Genomic DNA, 21,350 nt, shown 5'->3' with positions numbered 1-21,350 from the left:
TGAGTGGAAGAGCTTCACAAGAACCTCGGCGCCCGCAAGGGCATGGTGCCGCGCACCTCGCAACGACTGCGCGCGGCTCATGGGCGAAGCAAGGAAAAAGGTGACCCGGCGGGCAATTTCGAGAAACGAGCGAAAGCGGGGCAGATCAATGCGTCGACCTGACAACCCCGTCCGGCAAGGGTTTCGACGACCCGGACGCGAATACGAAATGAATTCTAATACACACTTGTATCTGAATGCAAAGCCGGATTTGTAAGCCGCGCGATGCTACACTTTGTGCATGAAACCTGTACGTCTCACCCGCGAGCAGAGCCGTGACCAGACGCGTCAGCGCCTGCTCGACGCTGCCCAGGCGGTTTTCACCCAGAAGGGATTCGGCGCATCGAGCGTCGAGGATGTGGCCGCCGACGCGGGCTACACGCGCGGCGCGTTCTATTCGAATTTTTCGAGCAAGGCCGAGTTGCTGCTCGAAGTGCTCAAGCGCGATCACGACACCATCATGCAGCGCCTCTCCACACTCTTCGAAGATGGCCAGGCCTCGCGTGCCGACATGGAAGCGCGCGTGCTGCAGTATTACAGCGAGTGCTACCAGAACAACGCGTGCTTTCTGCTGTGGGTCGAAGCGAAGCTGCACGCGAGCCGCGACGCGAAATTCCGCGCGAGCTTTAATGCGCTGATGCGCGAGCTGCGGCAGACCACGACCGACTACATCAGGGCATTCTCCGAGCGCGTGGGCACGCCGCTCACGATGCCGCCGGAACAGATGGCGCTCGGCCTCATCGCGCTGTGCGACGGCGTGCAGTTCTTCTATTCGTCCGACCCGCAATCGGTGCCGGCGCAATTCGCCGAGGACGTGCTCGCGCAGTTCTTCAGGCGTGTCGTGCTGAGCGCCGCCGACTAAGCGGCGTTTCATCGCCGGCGATCCGCATTGCCGGTGGCACGCATCTGGCCGATAAGCTACTCTTTGCGCGAGAGCCGGCGAGGCCGCGCTCGTGGTGTTTCGAGTTCGTTTGCAATCTCGCGAAACGGGGATGTCACGCTGGAGGGAATCTCCATGGGCGCATTCAGGCGACGCATCGAAGTGGGGCACGTCCTGACTGACGCTCGCGCGTGGATGATCGCGCTCGGCATCTTCATCGGATGTGCGGCGTGGGTGTCGTCCGTGATGGCCGCGCCTTTTCCCGCCGCGATGCAAAAGTTCATCTTGCCTCCGGCCTCCGAAGCGCCTGCCGCTTCCGCGCCGTCGCCCGCGAGTCAGGCCGAAATGGTGCGTTCGCTGAACAGTCTCATCGGCACGCTCGACAACGATGCGCAACGCAGCGCGTTCGTCGCCCAACTGAAAGTGCTGCGCGACGCGACGCAGAAAGCCGTTCCGGCCACGCCCACACCCAAGCCCGCCAATGCCGATCTGCTCGGCGCGATCGCTTCGGGCATCGCGTCGGTCGAAACGAATCTGGGCGATAGCCTCACGCCGGTGCGTGTCTGGAGCGCGCGCTCGGCCGCCGCCGCAAGCGAACTGCAGGCCGTCGTTACGGGCGAAAGAGGCGAGTCGTCCGGCCGCATCGTCGCCGGCATGGGTGCGACGCTCGCGGTCTGGGGGCTGTGCGCGTTCGTGCTGATCCGCGTTCAGCGGCATATTTTCGCGCGCTATGGCAAGGCGGTCACGTTGGCGCCGAATCCGTCATCGGTTCAACTGCTCGCCTTCGCCGTGCGGCAGACCGGGCCCTGGCTCGTCGCATTCATCGCGGTGCTGGTCTTCGTGCGCACGATGCCCGACATGCTCGGCCGCACGCTCGGGCTCGTCATCGCTTATGCGATCGTCGCGGGTTCGATCTTCTCGGCAATCTGCCTGATCGTGTTCTCGGTGTTCAGCACGGCGCATCGCCGCGTCGCCGTGCAGCAACTGCTTGCGCGCACGCCCTGGCCGCTCTTCGCGATCGGTGCATGCGGCGCGCTCGGCGATGCCACCGCCAACGCCGATGTCACGCGCCAGCTCGGTCCGAATCTCGCGGGCATCGTGTCGATCTTCGCCAGTCTCGCCGCGGCGTTGCTCTCCGGCTATTTCGCGCTCGCTTACCGGCGGCCCATCACGCATCTGATTCGCAATCGTCCGTATTCGCGCAGGCGCGATCATCAGTTCGCGACGGAAGCGCTCGATATCCTCGCGTCGCTATGGCATATCCCGATACTGCTGATCGCGGTGGCGTCGGTTGTCGCGATCATCGACGGGCGCGGCGCGGAAGGGGACGTGCTGCGGCCTTCGCTGCTGAGCGCGGCGCTGCTCGTGCTCACGCTGTTCGCTTCCGCGCTGCTGCTGCATCTGACGCGCCGGCGCGACACGCGTGCACGCCGCCGCGCGCCGCATCTGACGCGGCTTCTGCACTTCGGCTGCACGCTCGTCGTGCTGCTGATCTGGCTCGCCTATCTGCGTTTCGAACTGGAACTGTGGAGCGGACCGATCGCGCGGCTCATCAAGCACAGCGCGATGACACCCGGCTTCAGGCACGCGCTGATCGCAGTGGTCGCGACGGTGTTCGGCGCGTGGTTCATCTGGATCGTCATCGATACCATCATCCTCGAAGCGCTCGGCCCGAACAGCTCGCGCAACAAGGCGCTCAGTCCCGGCGTGCGCGCCCGCACGATGCTGCCGCTCGTGCGCAACGCGATCTTCGTGACGGTCGCGAGCCTCGCGGCCATCGTCGCGGCGGCGAGTCTCGGCATCAATCTGACGCCGCTGCTCGCAGGCGCGGGCGTGATCGGTCTCGCGGTCGGTTTCGGGGCGAAGTCGCTCGTCACCGATCTGATCACGGGACTCTTTATCATCGTCGAGGAGACGATCTCGGTCGGCGACTGGATCGATATCGACGGACATGCCGGCACCGTGATGGATCTCACGATCCGCACCGTCCGTCTGCGCGATGGACAGGGCGCGGTTCACACCATTCCGTTCTCGCAGATCAAGATCGTGAAGAACCTGTCGCGCGATTTCGCCAATGCGGTGTTCGAAGTGCGCGTGCCGTTCTCCTCGAAACTGGACGACATCACGCGCATGATCGTGGAAGTCAGCGCCGATCTGAGCAGTGACTTTCGCTTTCGCAACGAGATACTCGCGCCGGTCGAAGTGTTCGGCCTCGATCGCTTCGAAGCGAACTGCATTGTGGTGAAAGGGCAGATCAAGACGCGCCCGTTACAGCAATGGAGCGTGGCGCGCGCGTTCAACGCGAGGCTCAAACTCAAGATGGACGAAGCCGGCATCGAGATGATGTTGCCGCAGATGCAGCTTAATGCGTCGCCAATGGATCGCGACGCACGCGCACGCCCCGATGAGCGCGCGCAGGCGGAGGCCCGGCATGCGGCGGACGGCGCCGCGCAGCCGGAACTCCGTGTACTCAAGGAATCGCCCTGATCAGAACGGCCATACCCATTCCGCGATTTCCGGTTTGTCGGTGCCGTGCGTATGCGCGTATTCGAGGTGACGGATGATCGCGTTCTTCATGTCTTCCCTTAAATGCGCGGTCCGTGCCTGCAAGCGGGGCACGCGGTCGAGCACGTCGATCACGAGATTGAAGCGATCGACCTGATTGAGAATCGCGAGTTCGAGCGGCGTGTTGATGTTGCCTTTTTCCTTATAGCCGCGCACGTGCAGATTCTCGTGATTGTGGAAGCGATACGCGAGCTTGTGAATCAGCCAGGGATAACCGTGAAAGTTGAAGATCACGGGCTTGTCGAGCGTGAAGAGGCTATCGAATTCACGTGGGCTCGATCCGTGCGGATGCTCGGTGTCGGGCTGCATCTTGAAGAGATCGACCACGTTCACGAAGCGCAGCTTCAGTTCGGGCAGACGCTCGCGCAGAATCGCGGCTGCGGCCAGTGCTTCCTGCGTCGCGACATCGCCGCAGGAAGCAAGGACGACGTCGGGCTCTTCGCCTTCATCGGTGCTCGCGCGCCGCCACACGCCGATGCCTTTGGCGCAATGCACGATCGCTTCGTCGATGGTCGCGAACTGCAAATGCTTCTGCTTGTCCGCGACGATGATGTTGATGCAATCGGTCGAGCGCAGGCATTGATCGGCCACGACGAGCAACGTGTTCGCATCGGGCGGGAGATACACGCGCGTGACGGAAGGACTCTTGTTCGTGACGAGATCGATGAAGCCCGGGTCCTGATGCGAGAAGCCGTTGTGGTCCTGCCGCCATACGGTGGATGACAGCAAGATGGTTTCCGAGGAAACCGATGCGCGCCACGGCACATGGTTCTTGCAGATATCGAGCCATTTCGCATGCTGGTTGAACATCGAATCGATGACATGCGCGAAGGCTTCGTACGTGTGGAAGAAGCCGTGCCGCCCTGAAAGCAGATAACCTTCGAGCCAGCCGAGCAGCGTGTGCTCCGAAAGCATTTCCATCACGCGGCCGTCGCGCGACAGCTCGCCGCCGTCCTCGTCTTCGGGAAGAAGATCGGCCATCCAGACTTTCTTGCTGACTTCATAGATTGCCTGAAGGCGGTTCGATGCCGTTTCGTCGGGGCCGAACACGCGGAACGTGTGCATGTTGCAACGCATGACGTCGCGCAGAAAAGCGCCGAGCGGACGCGTGTTCTCATAGAGAATCTTCCCGGCCTGTCCGACATCGACGGCATAGTCGCGGAAATCGGGCAGCTTGAGTTCCTTGCGCAGCACGCCGCCGTTCGCATGCGGATTCGCGCTCATGCGCCGCGTGCCCTTGGGTGCGATCGCCCTGATTTCTTCGCGCAGCCGGCCGGTTTCGTCGAACAGTTCTTCGGGCTTGTAGCTCTGCATCCAGCGTTCGAGCACCGCGAGATTCGCGGGGTTGCTATGCACGTCCGAGAACGGCACCTGATGCGCGCGCCACGATCCTTCGACCTTGTGGCCGTTGATCTCCTTGGGACCGGTCCAGCCCTTCGGCGTGCGCAGGACGATCATCGGCCAGCGCGGCCGCTCGACGTGCTTATCCTTGCGCGCCTTCTCCCTTATCGCGTGGATATCGGCGATGGCGGCATCGAGCGTTTCCGCCATCTTCTTGTGCATCTCCGCATGGTCCGATCCTTCCACGAAATACGGCCGGTACCCGTAGCCGACGAACAGTGCCTCCAGTTCCTGATGACTGATGCGCGCGAGGATCGTCGGATTGGCGATCTTGTAGCCGTTCAGGTTCAGGATCGGCAGCACGGCGCCATCGCGCGCGGGATTGATGAACTTGTTCGAATGCCACGCCGTCGCGAGCGGGCCGGTTTCCGCTTCACCGTCGCCGACGACGCACGCGACGATCAGGTCGGGGTTGTCGAGCGCGGCGCCATATGCATGGGACAGGCTATAGCCCAGTTCGCCGCCTTCATGAATCGATCCCGGCGTTTCGGGCGTCACATGCGAGCCGATGTGTCCGGGAAAGGAAAACTGCTTGAAGAACTTCTGCATGCCCTCGGCGTCTTCGCTCTTGTCCGGATAGACCTCGGCGTACGTGCCTTCGAGATAGGCGGGGCCGAGCACGCCCGGCGCGCCGTGACCGGGCCCGGCCATGAAGATCACGTCGATGTCTTCGCGCCTGATGACGCGATTCAGATGCGCCCACACGAACGAGAGCGCCGGGCTCGCGCCCCAGTGTCCGAGCAGGCGGTGCTTCACGTGCTCGGATTTCAGCGGCTCGCGCAGCAGCGGATTCTCCGTGAGAAAGATCATGCCCGCCGAGAGATAGTTACACGCGCGCCACCATGCATCGACGAGGCGAAGTTCGTCGCCTTCGAGCGCGGAAGATTGCGACGTGCCATTCCTGGAGTGCTTGCTCATTACAAAGGCTCCTTTCAGTGAAGGTTCATCGTCAATCGCTCATGCGCGCGAGCGATGTGATTTTGGAAAACGCGTGCGCGGATCGCGGGACGCTCTTCAAGATAGTTGCTGCGCGAGCACTTGTGAAACGAGTCGTGCGAATCGGACGAAGTTATTTCGATTCGCTGCATGATCCGGCGCGATTCGCGAAAGCGTCGCTTCCGTGTCATCCGCGAGACATTATTTCTTCGATGGCGTCATTGACAGACAATGCGCCGTCAAATGAATTAAAATGATTTAAGAACGCGGGGCTTTCATATCACCGTAGCGTTTCGCGGGCATTCGATGACACGCCATATCCGAAGATATTGGGTCGCCGGCATCGTGGCTTTTCTAGTCGGCAACTTTGCGTCAGCCAGTGAGCAAACTCGTTTGAATCCCATTCAGCGAGTGGCGGCGAGCGTTCTCTTCTTTCCCTATCCGGCTATCATTTCGACCGCGGACGCACGTGCGTCCGCCGGGCCTCGTCATCCGCGATATCTCTTCAAGGGCACGCTGGACGCTCTGGACGCCGTTGCGTTGTCGAAATACGACAGAAACGTGCATCCTGATCTGAGTCAACTCGCCCGGGTTTCGCCGCTGCCCCCTTCGCCGACTTCGGTCCCCGTTCCGGTGCGTCCACGCGACGACATCACGCCTGACGACGACTGGCATTTCTCCGCCAATCCGCAACTCGGCGTGAATCACGAGCACGAAAAAGCCATGACTTTTTCCGTGCGCCACGATTTCTGAGCGTCAGCGTGGCTTTACGATCACGAGCAAAAATTTGAGGTTGCAGGTTGCCGATTCGGTCGCTTAAAGTTGGTGAAGCGGAGCGTGTATTTTCCCGACATCGATGGAGCCCAGGCAAATGAACAAGTTGCTTATAACCGGCGCGACGACGATGCTCACGCTTGCCGGCACGGCCCAGGCGCAAAGCAGCGTCACGCTCTACGGTCTCATCGATGCCGGCATCACCTATTCGAACAGCCAGATCAACACGACCGGCAGCGGGCACAGCAACTGGGAACTGAAGAGCGGCCCGGTCCAGTACAGCCGATGGGGCTTGCGCGGCGCGGAAGATCTGGGCGCCGGATTGAAAGCCATCTTCAATCTGGAAAGCGGCTTCAATCTGAACGACGGCCAGTACACATCGAGCAACCGTATCTTCAATCGCCAGGCATATGTTGGTTTGTCGAGCCGCGATTACGGCGTGCTCACGTTCGGCCGTCAGACCGACGACATGGTGGATTTCGTCGCGCCGCTTTCATTGACGGGCACGCAATATGGCGGCACGCACTTCGCGCATCCATTCGATATCGATAACCTCAACGATTCATTCCAGATCAATAACGCCGTGAAGTATCAGAGCCCGGATTTCGCGGGATTCAAGCTCGGCGCGTTATATGGTTTCTCCAATCAGGCTGCCGGTTTTTCGAACAATCGCGCTTACAGCCTCGGCATTTCGTATCTGTGGGGACCGCTCAACTTCGGCGCCGGATTCCTGCAGCTCAACAGCGACGCCGCGACGCCGGGACAACTCAACGCGAACGGCGCCGTCACCGATACGACGGGTTCCTCGCTGCTCGGCGTGCTCACGACGCAGCCGGTCCCGCTTGGCGCGCTGTCGAGCCGTCAGCAGACCTGGGGCGCGGGCGTGAACTATGCGTTCGGGCCGGCGGTGGCGGGCATCGTCTACACGCAAACCAATCTGACGCAGTTGTTCCAGACCGGTTTGAGCACGCACGTTCAGAACTTCGAAGGAAATCTGCGTTACGCGTTGACGCCGGCGGTCGAACTCTCGGCGGCGTACACGTATTCACGCGCGGGCGGCCTCGCGGGTGCGGGCAATCCGCACTGGAACCAGGTCAGTGCGATGGCCGGCTACAGCTTCTCGCGGCGCACCGATGTCTATGTTCAGGGCGTGTGGCAAGGCGTGAGCGCGGGCAGCAATTCGCCGTTGGGCGTCGCGTGGATCAACGGCCTCACGGCGCCGTCGTCCACGAGCAACCAGGTCGAAGCGACGGTCGGCTTGCGACATCGCTTCTGAGCGTCGCGCCCGGCTTTGCGGCATCGTCGAGCTTCTTCAGGCCGCGCGAGTCGTTGCCTGAGGGCGCGTGAGCAATCGATCCGGAGTGGGCCGAACGCCTGTGTCGATCGCGTATGGGAGCGGTATCGTCGGCGATGCGTGTTCGGCCTGATCATCTTGCCGATGCCGGTATTTGCGCCCCCATCCGGTCACGGGCACAGCGTGTTCGTCGATGCAGAAGTTTTCGAATTCGCGCCACGCTTCTTCGTAGTCGCCTTCGCGTGCGAGCTCGAACTGATGCCCGCCCGTCGCGCACGATGCGAGGTTCATGAACCGCTTCAATATGGGCCGGCATGCGTGACTGATGTACGGGTCGGCTTCCTCTCTCGGCCATTCGGTCGCGGCAATGAGCATCTGACGCCATGCCAGAATGGTCTCGTTGCAGGCATTGCATTGCGCGTCGCCCTGAATGAGCGCGCTCGCTTCGAGAACGGCGGTCGCGTGCTCTTCGAATTTGGACAGCTTGATCCAGGCCGCGCGGGCGAGGGCATCCGGTTTGCCTTCGTCGAAATCGATGAGCGCGCCGTTGCTATCCGACGGCGGCTCCAACTTCATAACAATGCCTTCTTCGTGCAGCATGACGCGCACGCCGAAATCGGCGACGAGCATCGCGAGACGGCATCCCCAGCGCATGCTCATGTCGTGGAGCCACGTTTCGTCGGAAGTTCGAAGCGCCGCGGCGATTTCCTCGCGCGCGTCGGCGAGCCATCGGCTTTGCGCAACTCCGTCTGCTGACTTCATGGCGTCATCTCGATGCGAGCGGAAGTGCCTAGCTTAACTCGCTCGACCGAAGTGCGCGTGACTTCAGCCGCCTACTCGCCGCGCGCCTCGGCGTAGCGTCGCGACACTTCCGGCCAGTCGATCACGTTGTAGAACGCCGCGATGTACTCCGGCCTGCGGTTCTCGTACTTCAGGTAATACGCGTGTTCCCAGACATCGAGGCCGAGAATCGGCGTATTGCCGGATGCGATGCCTTTCATCAGCGGACTGTCCTGATTGCCCGTGCTTTCGATCGCGAGCTTGCCCTGACTGTCGACGTTGAGCCACGCCCAGCCGCTGCCGAAGCGCGTGAGCGCGGCTTTCGTGAAGGCTTCCTTGAAGGCGTCGAAGCCGCCGAGATCCTTGTCGATCGCATCGGCCAGTTCGCCTTCCGGCTTGCCGCCGCCGTCGGGCGACATGATCGTCCAGAAGAGGCTGTGGTTCGCGTGTCCGCCGCCGTTGTTGCGCACGGGCAGGCGCAGCGCTTCGGGCAGCGCGTCGATTTGCGCGATGAGCGTCTCGACGGCCACATCCCGATGATCCGATTTCTCCAGCGCCGCATTCAGGTTGTTCACGTAAGTCTGATGATGCTTCGTGTGATGAACTTCCATCGTCCGGGCATCGATGTGCGGTTCCAGCGCGTCGAAGGCATAGGGAAGAGGAGGCAGGGTGTAAGGCATCGTGATTCTCCTTTCGGATCGGTGGACGGGATCAGTGCCGCGCCGGGCTCGCGCCATGAAGCGCGGCGTCGGCATCGGCGATTGCGCGGGTAATGAGCGGATGCGGCCCGTGCCGCGCGATGTGGCGGATCAATTCGACATACGTTTCGCGGCTGTGACGCAACGCGGCCTGCCGCAGCGACGCGGGCCGCGCGGCGTCGAGAGACAGCGCGATCAACGCTTGATGTGCGCGGCAGAGAACCGGGGCGGCCGCGTTCGGGTCGCCTTGAGCGACGCGAAGATCGGCGAGATTGAGATGCGAGACGACGAGCGCGGCGAGACAATCGTCGGCGCGTCCGGCGGGCGGCGCGTCGATCAGGCATTGCGCGATCGCGAGCGCCCGTTCGTAATTGCCGAGCGCCGGCGCGGTTTGCCCGTCACGCTCGGCTTTTACGGCTTGCCGCATCGCGGCTTCCCATAACGGCAGGCTCGGCGTGTCCGAAACCGGCTTGTCCGCGGCAAAATCCGCAATCTGCTGATGCATGGCGAGGGCTCCTGTTCCTTCGCCCTTTGCGTCGACCGGATGCCTGCGTACTCGGGTTGCTTAATGATAACCATTATCATTTGAGCTTGCCAACCACGTCGTCGGCGTGGACATGCGGACGTGATTGGCCTCTACTTAGGCATTTCGTCGATGAGAGAGGGAAGCGACATTGGCCAGCCGACATCTCGATAGCCAGCAACGCGCGCACGCCGTCGCCGCGCAGGCGAGTCCCTGCGACGAACTCGTCATCCGCGCCCAGCCCGTCGCGCTCGCCGAGCCGTGCCGGCGCAAGCGCCTCGCCCTGGCGGCGACGATCCTCGGTTCGAGCATGGCATTCATCGACGGCTCGGTGGTCAACGTTGCGCTGCCGTCGATTCAGAGCGAACTCGGCGCGAGCATCGCGGCGATGCAATGGGTCGTCGATGCATATCTGCTGTTTCTCGGCGCGCTCGTGCTGGTCGGCGGTTCGATGGGCGACAAGCTCGGACGGCGCAAGGTGTTCATCGCGGGCATCGCGCTGTTCACGGTGGCCTCGGCGGCGTGCGGCTTCGCGCCGGGCACGCGCTGGCTGATCGCGGCGCGCGCGTGGCAGGGCGTCGGGGCGGCGCTGCTCGTGCCGGGCAGCCTCGCGATCATCGGCGCGGTGTTCGAGGGCGAGGAACGCGGACGCGCGATCGGTACATGGGCGGGTGTCGGCGCGATCACGTCGTCGGTCGGGCCGGCGGCGGGCGGCTGGCTCGTCGATGCATTTTCCTGGCGCGCGATCTTCTTCCTCAACCTGCCGCTCGCGGCCGCGACGATCGCGCTGGCCGTCGCGTCCGTACCCGACAGCCACAACGCCGACGCGCCGCAGACGCTCGACTGGCCGGGCGCCGCGAGCACGGCGGCGGGACTCGCGGCGCTGACTTACGGTCTCACCGAAGCGCCGTCGCGCGGTTTCGCCGATCCGCTCGTGCTCGTGATGATCGTCACGGGCGTGGCGCTGCTCGCCGCATTCGTCGCGATCGAAGCGAAATCCCGCGATCCGATGGTCCCGCTCGATATCTTCCGCTCGCGCGATTTCAGCGGCGCCAATCTCGTCACGTTGCTGTTGTATTTCGGGCTCGGCGGCGTGCTGTTCTTTCTGCCGTTCACGTTGATACGCGCGTATGGTTTCAGCGCGACCGAAGCGGGCGCGGCGGTGCTGCCGATGCCGCTCATCATCGGCTTGCTCTCGCGTTTCACGGGCGGTTTGACGAGCCGCTTCGGCGCGCGCGCGTTGCTGATCGTCGGGCCGTGCGTCGCCGGTCTCGGCTTTGCGATGCTCGCGCTGCCGTTCGTCGCGGGCAGCTATTGGGCGGGTTTTCTGCCCGCACTCGTCGTGCTCGGGCTCGGCATGACGATCACCGTCGCGCCGCTCACGACGACCGTGATGGCGTCGGTGGGAAGCGATCGCGCGGGCATCGCGTCCGGCATCAACAACGCGGTCGCGCGCGTGGCGAGCCTGCTGGCGATCGCGGTGCTGGGCATCGTGTTCGTGTGGTCGCACGACGCGGCGTTGTCGGCGCGGCTCGATCGATTGCACTTGCCGCATCAGAGCATGCGCGTGCTCGATGCCGATGCAACCGCCATCGCGCCATCGACGCCGCTCGCCCGTGCACAAGCCGATTCGATTGCCGATGCCCTGCGCGCGGTCGCAGCGCTGTCCGCCGCGTGCGCGCTTGCTGCGGCGGGCATCGCGGCGGCGACCATCCGTCGCAAGAAATAAAAAATCCCGATGCCGGCATAGGCCAGTCATCGGGATTGGAAGCTACCTCTTTCGCTGCGCTCTTTAGTGGCCGACGTGGGCCGGTTGTTGTTCGATCGACTTGGCGCGCTTTTGCAACGCTTCGGTCGTCTGACCTTCGCCGTCCGGCAGCCAGCCCGGAGGACGCAGCAGGAAGCTGATCGCATCCGACACGCTCTTCGCGTTGAACATGTCCTTCCCGAGACTGACCCAGTGCTGCATTTCGACGACGATCGGGTTATGCGAGGTCACCGGCGTCGTCAGACCGTAGACACAGGGCTCATCGGCGCGCTCTTCCACGTAGGTGCCGAACAGGCGATCGAAGATGACCAGCACGCCGCCGAAGTTCGCATCGAGATAGGTCGCGTTCGATGCATGGTGCACACGATGCGCTGACGGCGTGTTGAACACATATTCGAGCCAGCCGAGCTTCGGAATCCACGTTGCGTGCAGCCAGAACTGATAGAGCAGGTTGATCGACACGACCGCAAGCACCACATCAGGCTTCACGCCGAACCACACGAGCGGCGTGAAGAAGATGGCCGATCCGGCGATCTTGGTCAGCCAGCCGAGACGGAACGCGGACGACAGCGTCAGCTGGTTCGGCGAGTGATGGACCGCGTGATTCGCCCAGAAGAAGCGGATCGTGTGCGACGCGCGGTGATACCAGTAGTAGCAGAACTCCTGTCCGATGAAGAGCAGGAAGAGCGTGAGCGCGGTGTTCGTCGTGACCGTGTGGATGCGATGCTCCCACGCGAAGCTGAAAACCGGCGTCGCGAGCGAGATCGGCACGAACGTGAGCAGCTTTCGGCCGATGAGGTCGGCGAGCGAGATCCAGGTCTCGTGCCAGTCGAAGGCACGGTCGGTGCCTTTGTGCTTGAAGTGCAGGACGATGGCTTCGATCAGCGACGCGGTGAGAACGATGCCCATCGCGTACAGCGAGATTTTCCCGAGCAGTTCCAGTTCCATGATGGTTCGCCTTGGTGGGTGGTTGCGAATGAACCCATTGTGGCGATCGGCCCTGTTAAAAACCACGCACAAACTATTTCATGGAATGTCATGGGCCGCCCGCAAAGCCTTGTGGCGTAAGGGGCGGGCGTTTTGCGCGAGTTGTTTCAGGGTATGTCGGCTAGCCGGCCAACTTGAGCCATGCCTGTGTCTGCGCACGGCTATTGAGCGTCGCATCGTGAGCGCTCGCCGTCGTAAGCAGCTTACGAGAACCTTGTGCGCACAATCGAGCATCGATATAATTGCGAACAATTCCTATTTACATCGCATCATAAGAAATGATTGCCGTCGCGCCCGAACGCCGCTCCGAGTACTCGCGGGCATGAGACCGATTCTGGTTCGCCTGCATCGCTGGCTCGGCGTCGCGACCGCGCTCTTTCTGTTCATCTCGGGTCTTACCGGCGCGATCATCGCGTGGGATCACGAAATCGATGCGCTCCTCAATCCGGCTTTCTTTCACGCCCGCACAGATGGTCCCGCGCTGCCGCCGCTCGAACTCGCGCGACGCGTCGAGGCCGCCGATCCGCGCGTCGAAGTGACGTATGTGCCGCTCGGTTTCGAGCCGGGACACACCGCGCAGATGATGGTGATGCCGCGCACGAACCCGGCGACCAACGCGCCGTACGACGTGGCGTACAACCAGATCGCGGTCGATCCGGCGACCGGCCAGGTGCAGGCGCAGCGCATGTGGGGCGCGGTGTCGCTCGCGCGCATCGACCTGATGCCGTTCCTCTACAAGCTGCACTACACACTGCATCTGCCGATCGTCGGCGGTTTCGATATCGGCACGTGGCTGATCGGCATCGTCGGGATCCTGTGGTTCTTCGACAGCGGTATCGCGCTGATCCTGTCGTTCCCGAGCGTGAAGGCATGGCGTAAGTCCTTCGCGTTTCGCGTGAAGCGTGGCGGCTACGCGCTCACGTTCGATCTGCATCGCTCCGGCGGCGTGTGGATCTGGGGCTTGCTGCTCGTGATGGCGCTCACATCGATTTCGATGAACCTTGCCGAGCCCGTGATGCGCCCGGTCGTGTCGATATTCTCGAAGCTCTCGCCGTCGTTCCTCGATAACGCGGAACTCGTGCGCGCCGGGCCGCCGGGCAGGGCGCCCGCCACGCGCGAACAGATTCTGGCGATGGCCGCGCGCGACGCGAAGCGCGAAAACCTCACCGAGCCGATGGGCGCGCTCTACTACGCGCCGATGTTCAAGGCCTACGGCGTCGGCTTTTTCGCGCCCGGCCGCGATCACGGCGACGTGGGTCTCGGCAACGCCTGGCTCTACTACAACGCGCAGACGGGCGCGCTCGCGGGCTCGTCGATTCCGGGCCGCGGCTCGGCCGGCGACATCTTCATGCAGGCTCAGTTTCCGTTGCACTCCGGGCGGATCATCGGGCTTGGCGGGCGCATTCTAGTGAGCGCGGTGGGCATCGCGGTCGCGATGCTCAGCGCGACGGGCCTCATCATCTGGTTCAGGAAGCGGTCCGCGCGTCGTCATTCGGCGGCCGTTGCGAGCACGCGCGCAGCGCGCGGAAACTCGTTATCCTCCTGACGATTCCGCGGACATCCGCGTCGCTATCTGGAATAAAACTCGACAAAATTCGTCGCGACGTGGCGGATGTTGCGTTCGTGCAAATACATCGTTTGTTGAATGATAACGACTATTATTTACACTATAATCGGCGCATAAATCGTCTCGCCCGTCACGCGTTCTCTCGCGACCGGTCTTCGACTCAAAACAACGCCGCCCGGATTCCCTTCGCGCCCCGGGACGGAAGACCGATCAACATCGTCGTTTTCGAATCCATGTCCGTTTCTCGTATTCAAATCTCGCGGCCCGCGCCTGCGAAGACTCTGACGCATCGCGCCGCCATCGTCGCAGCCGTCGCGATGGTCTTTTCCCTGTCGGCTCATGCACAATCGGCCGACACCGGCAACGACAACGCCGCTGCCGCGCCGCAGGACAACGCGCTGCCGGCCGTCAAGGTGCAGGCGTCGAAAGAGCCGTTGCCGGGCGATCTCGCGCCGACCTTCGCGGGCGGCCAGGTCGCGCGCGGCGCCGATTTCGGCGTGCTCGGCCAGCAGAAGATGCTCGACGTGCCGTTCAGCATGACGACCTACACGTCGAAGCTGATCGAAGACCAGCAGGCGCGCACCATCGCCGATGTCCTCGCGAACGATCCATCCGTTCGGACTGCTTACGCTTTTGGCAACTTCGCGGAGACCTACATCATCCGCGGCTTCCAGTTGCAGGGCGACGACGTCTCGCTGAACGGCCTGTACGGCATCACGCCGCGCCAGCTCGTCGCAACCGATGCGATCGAGCGCGTCGATCTGTTCAAGGGCGCGAATGCGTTTTTGAACGGCGCGTCGCCGAACGGCTCGGCGGTGGGCGGCGGCCTCAACCTGCAACTGAAGCGCGCGGACGACAAGCCGCTCACGCGCGTGACGCTGGAAGGCACGGCGTCGGGCGAGATCGGCGCGCACGTCGATATCGGCCGGCGTTTCGGCAGCGAAGGGCAGTTCGGCATCCGCGTGAACCAGGCGAATCACGACGGCGAAACGAGCGTCGATGGCGAGCATCGCCGCGACAACACCACGGCCGTCTCGCTCGACTGGCGCGGCGACAAGCTGCGTCTCTACGGCGATTTCCTGTATCAGCGTCAGCGCATCAACGGCGGCCGCCCCACCGTCAACGACTTCGCGAGCTTCATTCCGGAGCCGCCTTCGGCGACCTACAACTACGCGCAGACGTGGAGCTTCAGTTCGATCGAGGACACGGTCGGCATTCTGCGCGCCGAGTACGATTTCCTGCCGGGCTGGACGGCCTACATCACGGGCGGCGCGCGCCACACCGACGAGCACGGCGAATATTCGTCGCCGAGCATTCAGGCGAACGGCACGACCACCGCGACGCGTCTCGGCGTGCCGCACAAGGAAGACGGCACTTCAGCCGAAACGGGCGTGCGCGGCCACTTCAACACCGGGCCGGTGTCGCACTTCGTGACGGCGGGCGCGTCGATCGTGCGCGTCGATTCGAAGTCGGCGTTCACGTTCAGCAACTCGTTCCCGACGAGCATCTACGACACGCCGCAAGTGCCTTTCCCGACGACGGTCCTGACGGGCGGCAACTTGTCCGATCCGCAGACGGTGACGCTCAACCTGATGCGCAGCGTGTCGATCTCGGACACGCTCGGCTTCCTGAACGATCGCGTGCTGTTCACGATCGGCGCGCGTCATCAGGAGCTGCTGACGAACGGCTACAGCTACGCCGGCGTGCAGACGCAGGCGTACAACGATTCGATCACGACGCCGGTCTTCGGTCTCGTCGTCAAGCCGATGCAGGACGTCGCGCTCTTCGCGAATCACAGCGAGGCGCTGACCATCGGCGATTCGGCGCCCAACACCGCGGCGAACTTCGGCTCGCAGCTTCCGCCCGCGAAGTCGAAGCAATGGGAAGTCGGCGCGAAGTATGACAACGGCCAGTACGGCGCGTCGTTCGCGGCGTTCCAGATCGAGAAGCCGCTGACCTTCGTGAACAGTTCGAATATTTTTGTCGCGGACGGCACGCAGCGGCATCGCGGGCTGGAAGCGTCGATCTACGGCGAGCCGGTGCACGGCGTGCGCCTGATCGCGGGCGCGACTTACATTCACGCGACGCAGTACGACACGGGCACGGCCTCGACCGACGGCAACAAGCCGATCGGCGTGCCGACGATGATGTTCAACGTCAACGCCGAATACGACGTGCCGGTGCTGAACGGCCTCACGCTGACCGCGCGCTGGATCCACACGGGCTCGCAGTATCTGAACGTGACGAACACGCTGTCGATTCCCGCATGGGACCGCTTCGATCTCGGCGCGCGTTACGCGACCGTGCTGTTCGGCAAGCCGACGACGTTCCGCGCGAGCGTGCTCAACGTGGCGAACAAGTCGTACTGGGCATCGACGATCGGCGGTTATCTGACGCAGGGCGCGCCGCGCACGGTGCTGCTCTCGATGACGACGGACTTCTGACCGTTTCCGTCAACGCGATGAAAAACGCCGCGCGTTCGTGAGAACGCGCGGCGTTTCTTTTTGGGGCGATCGGCCGCTCAGTTCTTCACGCACCGGAAGCCGGCATAAACGTACTGATAATGCGCCTGAAACCAGTTGCGGAAACTGGGCCGCAACATGCACGCGGCGGTGCGCGGCGAGCCGCCTTTGATCACGAAGTGCTTGCCGTCGAAGAAATTCGCCGAGTAGCCGAGATAGAACGGAAACGGCTCGAAGCCTTGCAGCGGTCCGAACTCGGTCGATGTCCATTCCCATCCGTTGCCGAATTGTCCTTCGACGCCGAACTCGCTTCGATTCTCCGGATGCGCCTGCACCGGCGACGGGTCCCATCGGCGGAAATCGAAATTGCCCTTGACCACGGGCGGCGTGCCGAGCGCCGCGCGCTGCCACTGCGCTTCCGTCGGCAGCGACTTGCCGGACCAGCGCGCATACGCCTTCGCTTCGGCGTGGCTCACGTACACCGGCCAGTCGGGCGGCAGCGCGATTTCATCGAACATCGTGCGCAGCTTCCATGCGTCCTGCGCATCGTCGCTATCGGAGGGAATCCAGAAGGCCGGATGCGCGATGCGCTGCTCCTCCTTCCACGCCCAGTCGGCGGCATCCCAGTAATCGCGATTCCAGTAGCCGCCCGCATCGATGAAACGCAGATAGTCGCCGTTGGTCACCATATGGCGGTCGATCTCGAACGCGGGCACGTCGATGCGTTCTTCGCCGAACTCGTTGTCCCAGCCGAACCGGCCGCTTTCACGCGTCAGGCCGAGCGTTACGCTTCCGGCCGGAACACTCACGGTTTCGTGCGCAAGTTCGCGATCGGAGGTCCGCTCCGAACGTGCGTTGGATGGTGCAATTTTTCTATCGACCGGCAATTGATGCAGCATGTACGCGAGCGTTTCGGCATGCATCAGCCGATGTTCGATCGCGACTTCGAGCAATTGCGTCGGCGATTCGCCGGCGGAAATCGGCTCGGCGGCGATCTTGATCGGATCGAATTGTGCGTCGATCTCGGCGCGGACCGTGTCCCGATACGCGCGCACTTCGTCGAGCGTCGGCCAGTCGGACGGCTGATCGGTCGGCAATCCGCCGTCCACCGGATCGATGCCGAACGCGAAAAGCTGGTCGTAGGCGGGATTCGGGCTCGGCAGGTCGAAGAGCCGCTGATCGAGCAGATTGCGATCGAAGGCTTCTAGATGCCCGACATAGAAGACGATGCGATGGCGCTCGGCGATCGGCCTGTCGTAGAGATGCTCGGGCCTGACGACGTCGAAGAGTTCATCGGTCACGCGGCGCGCCTCGGCGAGGCGCTCGAGCAGCGGATGACGCAGGGAAGGTTCGCGGTTCATGTCGCCCAATCTCCGTGGCTGGCCAGTTGGCTTCGCATTCGACCGAAACCGGCGCCGGCGCGCCGCATTTCGCCGAACAAAAGAGACTAAACCGTAGCGAACCGCGTGCCAACCGAAATATGAATGGCGATTATTTCCGCACGCGCAATAATGCCGGGCGATGTTCCGTCAGACGGCGCGCAGGGCGTCGAAGTCGCGGATGCGGATGAACTTGCCCTGCGTCTCGATGAAGCCCGCCTTGTCGAAGCGCGACAGCGTGCGGCTGACTGTTTCGAGCGTCATGCCGAGATAGCTGCCCATGTCGTCGCGCGTCATGCGCAGCGTGAATTCCGACGACGCATATCCGCGCTTCGACAACCGCGACGACAGGTCGAGCAAGAGCCGCGCGACACGCTCATCCGCCCGCAACATGCCGAGCCGCACGACGTGATTCGCCTCGCGGTTCACCGCGTGGCTCATCATGCGATGCAGGCGCCGTTGCAGCGCGTCGGTTTCGCGGCACATGCGCTCGAAGAGCGAATAGGGCACGACGCAGACCGAACTGTCTTCCAGCGCGATCGCGGCGCACGTGTGCTCGCCTTCCTCGATGCCTTCGAAGCCGAGCGCGTCGCCCGCGAGCAGAAGTCCCGTGACCTGTTCGCGCCCGCCGTCGTGCGTGATGACTGTCTTGATCGACCCGGAACGCACGGCGAACAGGGAATCGAAGCGGTCGCCGGCGCGAAAGAGCGCGTCGCCGCGCCTGACCTTGCGCGTCACGGAGATGATGTTCTCCAGCTTGGCGATGTCGTTGGCGCAGAGGCCTTCGGGCATGCAGAGATGCCGCATCGCACAGGTCGAGCAATGCGTCGAATTGCGCCGCGCGCGGGAAGTGTCGGACAAGGCGGTCATTTGGGCTTCGTTTTGTTGATGAATGACAAAACGATTGTCCCATAGGCCTCCAGCCCGGCTACGTGAAAAATTGACGCGGCCGGGATATCCGTCAAACTTTTTTACCTTATGTGGTTGCTTTTTCGTGTAGCTCGCTCGCCGCCGACGGAATCAGCAACACTGGCAATGTCGCCTGACGAAGACATCGCTCCGCGACGCTACCGAGAATCAGGCGCTGAAAGCCTTTGCGGCCATGCGTGCCCATGATGAGCAGATCGGCGTTGAAGGCGTTTGCCGCTTGGGTGATGAGCGTGGCGACATCGTCGCTCGCGGTCGCCTCGACCGTCACGACTTCGCCGGTCACGCCGCGCGCCTTCATCTGATCGGCGGCTTCGCGCGCGAGCGACGCGCCTTGGTCCATCAGACTCGTATGCAGCGAGGACGGATCGTAGCCGGGCACGTCGAAATACATCGGTCCGGCTTCGACGACGTAATACGGCTGCACGATCGCCTGATGCGTGACGGCGAGATCGAGCGCGGCCGCGAAGGCGCGCTCGGAAGTCCGGCTGCCGTCGATGGCGACGAAAATGCGTTTGAACATGACGGTTTCCCCATGGAACGATCGATTGGCGCACGGCACGCGCTGACTTTCATGCCTTTGCATCATAGAGCGCGGGCTTCGCACCGCCGCGCCGCTTTTTTGCGATAAGTCGATATCGCGCAAGGCAGGCCGTACAATTCGTGGTTCTTCGACATCAGCGCCTGCTTAAAAATCCGCGGGCGCGATCTTTTTCCAGCACTTCGCAAGCCGCCCGCCCGACCGTGACTCCAACGCCATCCGCATCCGCCTTACCGTTCAGAACCGCGCTCTACGCGATGCTTGGCATCGGCCTCGTCAACATGCTCGTCGCACTCGATCAGACGGTGGTCAGCACCGCGCTGCCGTCGATCGTCGCGGAGCTGCACGGCTTCGAGTTCTACGCGTGGATCGCGAGCGCCTATCTGCTCGCGTCGGTCGTGACGGTGCCGGTGTTCGGGCGGCTCGGCGATTACTTCGGGCGCAAGCGCTTCGTGCTCGCGGCGGTGATCACGTTCACGATCGCGTCGGTGCTGTGCGGGCTCGCGCCCAGCATGCTGTTCCTCGTGCTCGCGCGCGGGCTGCAAGGCATCGGCGGCGGGATGATGGTCGGCACCGCGTTCGCGTCGATTCCCGATCTGTTCCCCGATCCGCGCACCCGCGTGCGCTGGCAGGTGGTGCTCGCGGCGGCGTACGGCATCGGCACGGCGGCGGGGCCGTCGCTCGGCGGCTGGATGAGCCAGCACTGGGGCTGGCGCTCGACCTTTCTCGTGAATCTGCCGGTCGGCGCGGCGGCGCTGTACTTCATCTGGGCGCATCTGCCGAACCTGCACCGGCCGCGGGCGGGCGACGTGAAGATCGACTGGACGGGCGCGGCGCTCGTCGCGCTGGTGCTCGGCGGCTTCCAGGCGCTGATCGAGGCGTTGCCGAAGGACGGTCTCACGACGGCCAATATCGCGCTCGGCGCCGGCGTGGCGGTGTGCGCCGTGGCGCTCCTGATCTGCGAGCGGCGCGCGACGCATCCGATCATCCCGCTCGACATCTTCCGCGACGCGCAGCTCAACACGCTGTTCACGCTGTCGTTCCTGGCGGGCTTCGTGATGTTCTCGCTGATCTTCTTCGCGCCGCTCCTGCTGCAGGGCGGCTTCGGCCTTTCGCCGCAGGCCGCGGGTCTGCTCGCGACGCCGATCGCCGCGTGCATCGCGCTCGGCAGCTTCATCAATACGCGCATCGTCATTCATATGCGCAAGCCGGTGAACATTCTCTCGATCGGCTTCACGCTGCTGCTGTTCGCGTCGGTCGCGCTGGCGTTCGCGCGCGAATCGACGCCGCATCTGTGGATCGCACTGCCGATGGCCGCGACCGGCATCGGCCTGGGCTTCATCCTGAACAACATGAACATCTTCGGGCAGGAGATCGCGGGCCGCGAGCGCTTCGGCATCACGACGGCGCTGCTGCAATCGACGCGCATGGTCGGCGGGATGATGGGCACGAGCATCGTCGGGACGATCGTCGCGCATCACTATGCGAGCGTCGTGGAGCGCACGGTCAGCGTGCTGGGCGCGTCGGCGTCGGAGCAATGGCTGCCGCGCCTCGCCGACCCGCGCATTCTCGTCGACGAAGCGTTGCGCGAGCGCATCCTCGCCGGACTGAACGCCGCCGGCCTCGATGCGCCCGCGCTCCTCGACGCCGCCCGCGACGCGCTCGTGCAGTCGATCCACATCGGCGTGATGCTGACGGCGGTCGCGGCGCTCGTGGCGGCGCTTCTGGTGCGGCGCATCGCGCACATCACGTTCAAAAAGCACGCGACGCCGGTGGCGAAGTCCTGAAGCGCAATCTTTGATATGTGGTTGGTCGCGCCTATAGTTTCT

18 protein-coding genes, 1 tRNA gene and 1 pseudogene are annotated in these 21,350 nt (G+C 63.4%); 10 read left to right on the top strand and 10 right to left on the bottom strand.

Annotated elements, in window-relative coordinates; all coding sequences use genetic code 11:
- The first annotated feature begins 3 nt into the window (after positions 1-3).
- The 3 genes from PQR08_RS18830 (at position 4) to PQR08_RS18820 (ending at position 3,406) form a co-directional block, all read left to right on the top strand.
- Complete coding sequence (locus tag PQR08_RS18830; protein ID WP_238213265.1) at positions 4-162, top strand: hypothetical protein; 159 nt, start codon at positions 4-6, stop codon at positions 160-162.
- A 118-nt stretch (positions 163-280) separates the two neighbouring features.
- Entirely contained in the window at positions 281-901 is a 621-nt protein-coding gene (locus PQR08_RS18825; protein WP_035507271.1) for a TetR/AcrR family transcriptional regulator, read from the top strand.
- 153 nt (positions 902-1,054) lie between these two features.
- Positions 1,055-3,406 carry a mechanosensitive ion channel family protein gene (locus PQR08_RS18820; protein WP_250484974.1) on the top strand — a complete coding sequence of 784 codons (2,352 nt, stop codon included), beginning with the start codon at positions 1,055-1,057 and terminating at the stop codon, positions 3,404-3,406.
- Here PQR08_RS18820 and PQR08_RS18815 read toward each other — a convergent pair whose 3' ends face one another.
- Positions 3,407-5,803 (bottom strand): phosphoketolase family protein, encoded by a 2,397-nt coding sequence (locus PQR08_RS18815; protein WP_250484973.1) that lies wholly within the window; start codon positions 5,801-5,803, stop codon positions 3,407-3,409.
- A 324-nt stretch (positions 5,804-6,127) separates the two neighbouring features.
- Between PQR08_RS18815 and PQR08_RS18810 the strand changes: the two genes are divergently transcribed.
- Positions 6,128-6,574 (top strand): hypothetical protein, encoded by a 447-nt coding sequence (locus PQR08_RS18810; protein ID WP_250484972.1) that lies wholly within the window; start codon positions 6,128-6,130, stop codon positions 6,572-6,574.
- Positions 6,575-6,692: 118 nt separating this feature from the next.
- Complete coding sequence (locus PQR08_RS18805) at positions 6,693-7,871, top strand: porin (protein ID WP_187608002.1); 1,179 nt, start codon at positions 6,693-6,695, stop codon at positions 7,869-7,871.
- Positions 7,872-7,907: 36 nt separating this feature from the next.
- Here PQR08_RS18805 and PQR08_RS18800 read toward each other — a convergent pair whose 3' ends face one another.
- From PQR08_RS18800 to PQR08_RS18790, 3 genes are all read right to left on the bottom strand, one after another.
- A complete protein-coding gene (locus PQR08_RS18800; RefSeq protein WP_250484971.1) occupies positions 7,908-8,651 on the bottom strand; it encodes a hypothetical protein in 744 nt (247 codons plus the stop codon).
- 71 nt (positions 8,652-8,722) lie between these two features.
- Entirely contained in the window at positions 8,723-9,349 is a 627-nt protein-coding gene (locus tag PQR08_RS18795) for a superoxide dismutase (RefSeq protein ID WP_250484970.1), read from the bottom strand.
- A 31-nt stretch (positions 9,350-9,380) separates the two neighbouring features.
- Positions 9,381-9,872 (bottom strand): DUF2753 family protein, encoded by a 492-nt coding sequence (locus PQR08_RS18790; protein ID WP_250484969.1) that lies wholly within the window; start codon positions 9,870-9,872, stop codon positions 9,381-9,383.
- Between the two features lie 169 nt (positions 9,873-10,041).
- Here PQR08_RS18790 and PQR08_RS18785 point away from each other — a divergent pair, with 169 nt between their 5' ends.
- On the top strand, positions 10,042-11,619 hold the full coding sequence (locus PQR08_RS18785) for an MFS transporter (RefSeq protein WP_250484968.1): 1,578 nt from the start codon (positions 10,042-10,044) through the stop codon (positions 11,617-11,619).
- A gap of 63 nt (positions 11,620-11,682) precedes the next feature.
- Here PQR08_RS18785 and PQR08_RS18780 read toward each other — a convergent pair whose 3' ends face one another.
- Positions 11,683-12,606: a sterol desaturase family protein gene (locus PQR08_RS18780; RefSeq protein WP_250484967.1), complete on the bottom strand. Its 924-nt coding sequence runs from the start codon at positions 12,604-12,606 to the stop codon at positions 11,683-11,685.
- Positions 12,607-12,967: 361 nt separating this feature from the next.
- On the opposite strand from PQR08_RS18780, the gene PQR08_RS18775 reads away from it, so the two are divergent.
- Complete coding sequence (locus PQR08_RS18775; protein WP_250484966.1) at positions 12,968-14,191, top strand: PepSY-associated TM helix domain-containing protein; 1,224 nt, start codon at positions 12,968-12,970, stop codon at positions 14,189-14,191.
- A gap of 254 nt (positions 14,192-14,445) precedes the next feature.
- A complete protein-coding gene (locus PQR08_RS18770) occupies positions 14,446-16,656 on the top strand; it encodes a TonB-dependent receptor (RefSeq protein WP_250484965.1) in 2,211 nt (736 codons plus the stop codon).
- A 77-nt stretch (positions 16,657-16,733) separates the two neighbouring features.
- Here the strand turns inward: PQR08_RS18770 and PQR08_RS18765 are convergent, their stop codons facing one another.
- The 3 genes and pseudogenes from PQR08_RS18765 to PQR08_RS18755 form a co-directional block, all read right to left on the bottom strand.
- On the bottom strand, positions 16,734-17,009 hold the full coding sequence (locus PQR08_RS18765) for an SUMF1/EgtB/PvdO family nonheme iron enzyme (protein WP_250484964.1): 276 nt from the start codon (positions 17,007-17,009) through the stop codon (positions 16,734-16,736).
- Positions 17,007-17,100: transfer RNA gene (locus PQR08_RS18760), tRNA-Pro, on the bottom strand. The genes PQR08_RS18765 and PQR08_RS18760 overlap by 3 nt, the downstream gene beginning before the upstream one ends.
- A gap of 542 nt (positions 17,101-17,642) precedes the next feature.
- Positions 17,643-17,975, bottom strand: a pseudogene (locus PQR08_RS18755) (DinB family protein); the annotation flags it as partial.
- On the opposite strand from PQR08_RS18755, the gene PQR08_RS18750 reads away from it, so the two are divergent.
- Positions 17,907-18,125 (top strand): hypothetical protein, encoded by a 219-nt coding sequence (locus PQR08_RS18750; protein ID WP_408162090.1) that lies wholly within the window; start codon positions 17,907-17,909, stop codon positions 18,123-18,125. The pseudogene PQR08_RS18755 and the gene PQR08_RS18750 sit on opposite strands and share 69 nt — an antisense overlap.
- A 78-nt stretch (positions 18,126-18,203) precedes the next feature.
- Here the strand turns inward: PQR08_RS18750 and PQR08_RS18745 are convergent, their stop codons facing one another.
- Positions 18,204-18,923, bottom strand: coding sequence for a helix-turn-helix domain-containing protein (locus tag PQR08_RS18745; protein ID WP_250484961.1), 720 nt, complete (start codon positions 18,921-18,923; stop codon positions 18,204-18,206).
- 106 nt (positions 18,924-19,029) lie between these two features.
- Positions 19,030-19,503 carry a universal stress protein gene (locus PQR08_RS18740; RefSeq protein ID WP_250484960.1) on the bottom strand — a complete coding sequence of 158 codons (474 nt, stop codon included), beginning with the start codon at positions 19,501-19,503 and terminating at the stop codon, positions 19,030-19,032.
- A 275-nt stretch (positions 19,504-19,778) separates the two neighbouring features.
- On the opposite strand from PQR08_RS18740, the gene PQR08_RS18735 reads away from it, so the two are divergent.
- On the top strand, positions 19,779-21,308 hold the full coding sequence (locus PQR08_RS18735) for an MFS transporter (protein ID WP_250484959.1): 1,530 nt from the start codon (positions 19,779-19,781) through the stop codon (positions 21,306-21,308).
- Positions 21,309-21,350 lie beyond the last annotated feature (42 nt).

Source organism: Caballeronia jiangsuensis, assembly GCF_046030135.1.
GTDB classification, from domain to species: domain Bacteria; phylum Pseudomonadota; class Gammaproteobacteria; order Burkholderiales; family Burkholderiaceae; genus Caballeronia; species Caballeronia jiangsuensis.
Note: the sequence above shows the minus strand (reverse complement) of the source record. Positions and strands in the feature narration are given on the sequence as shown.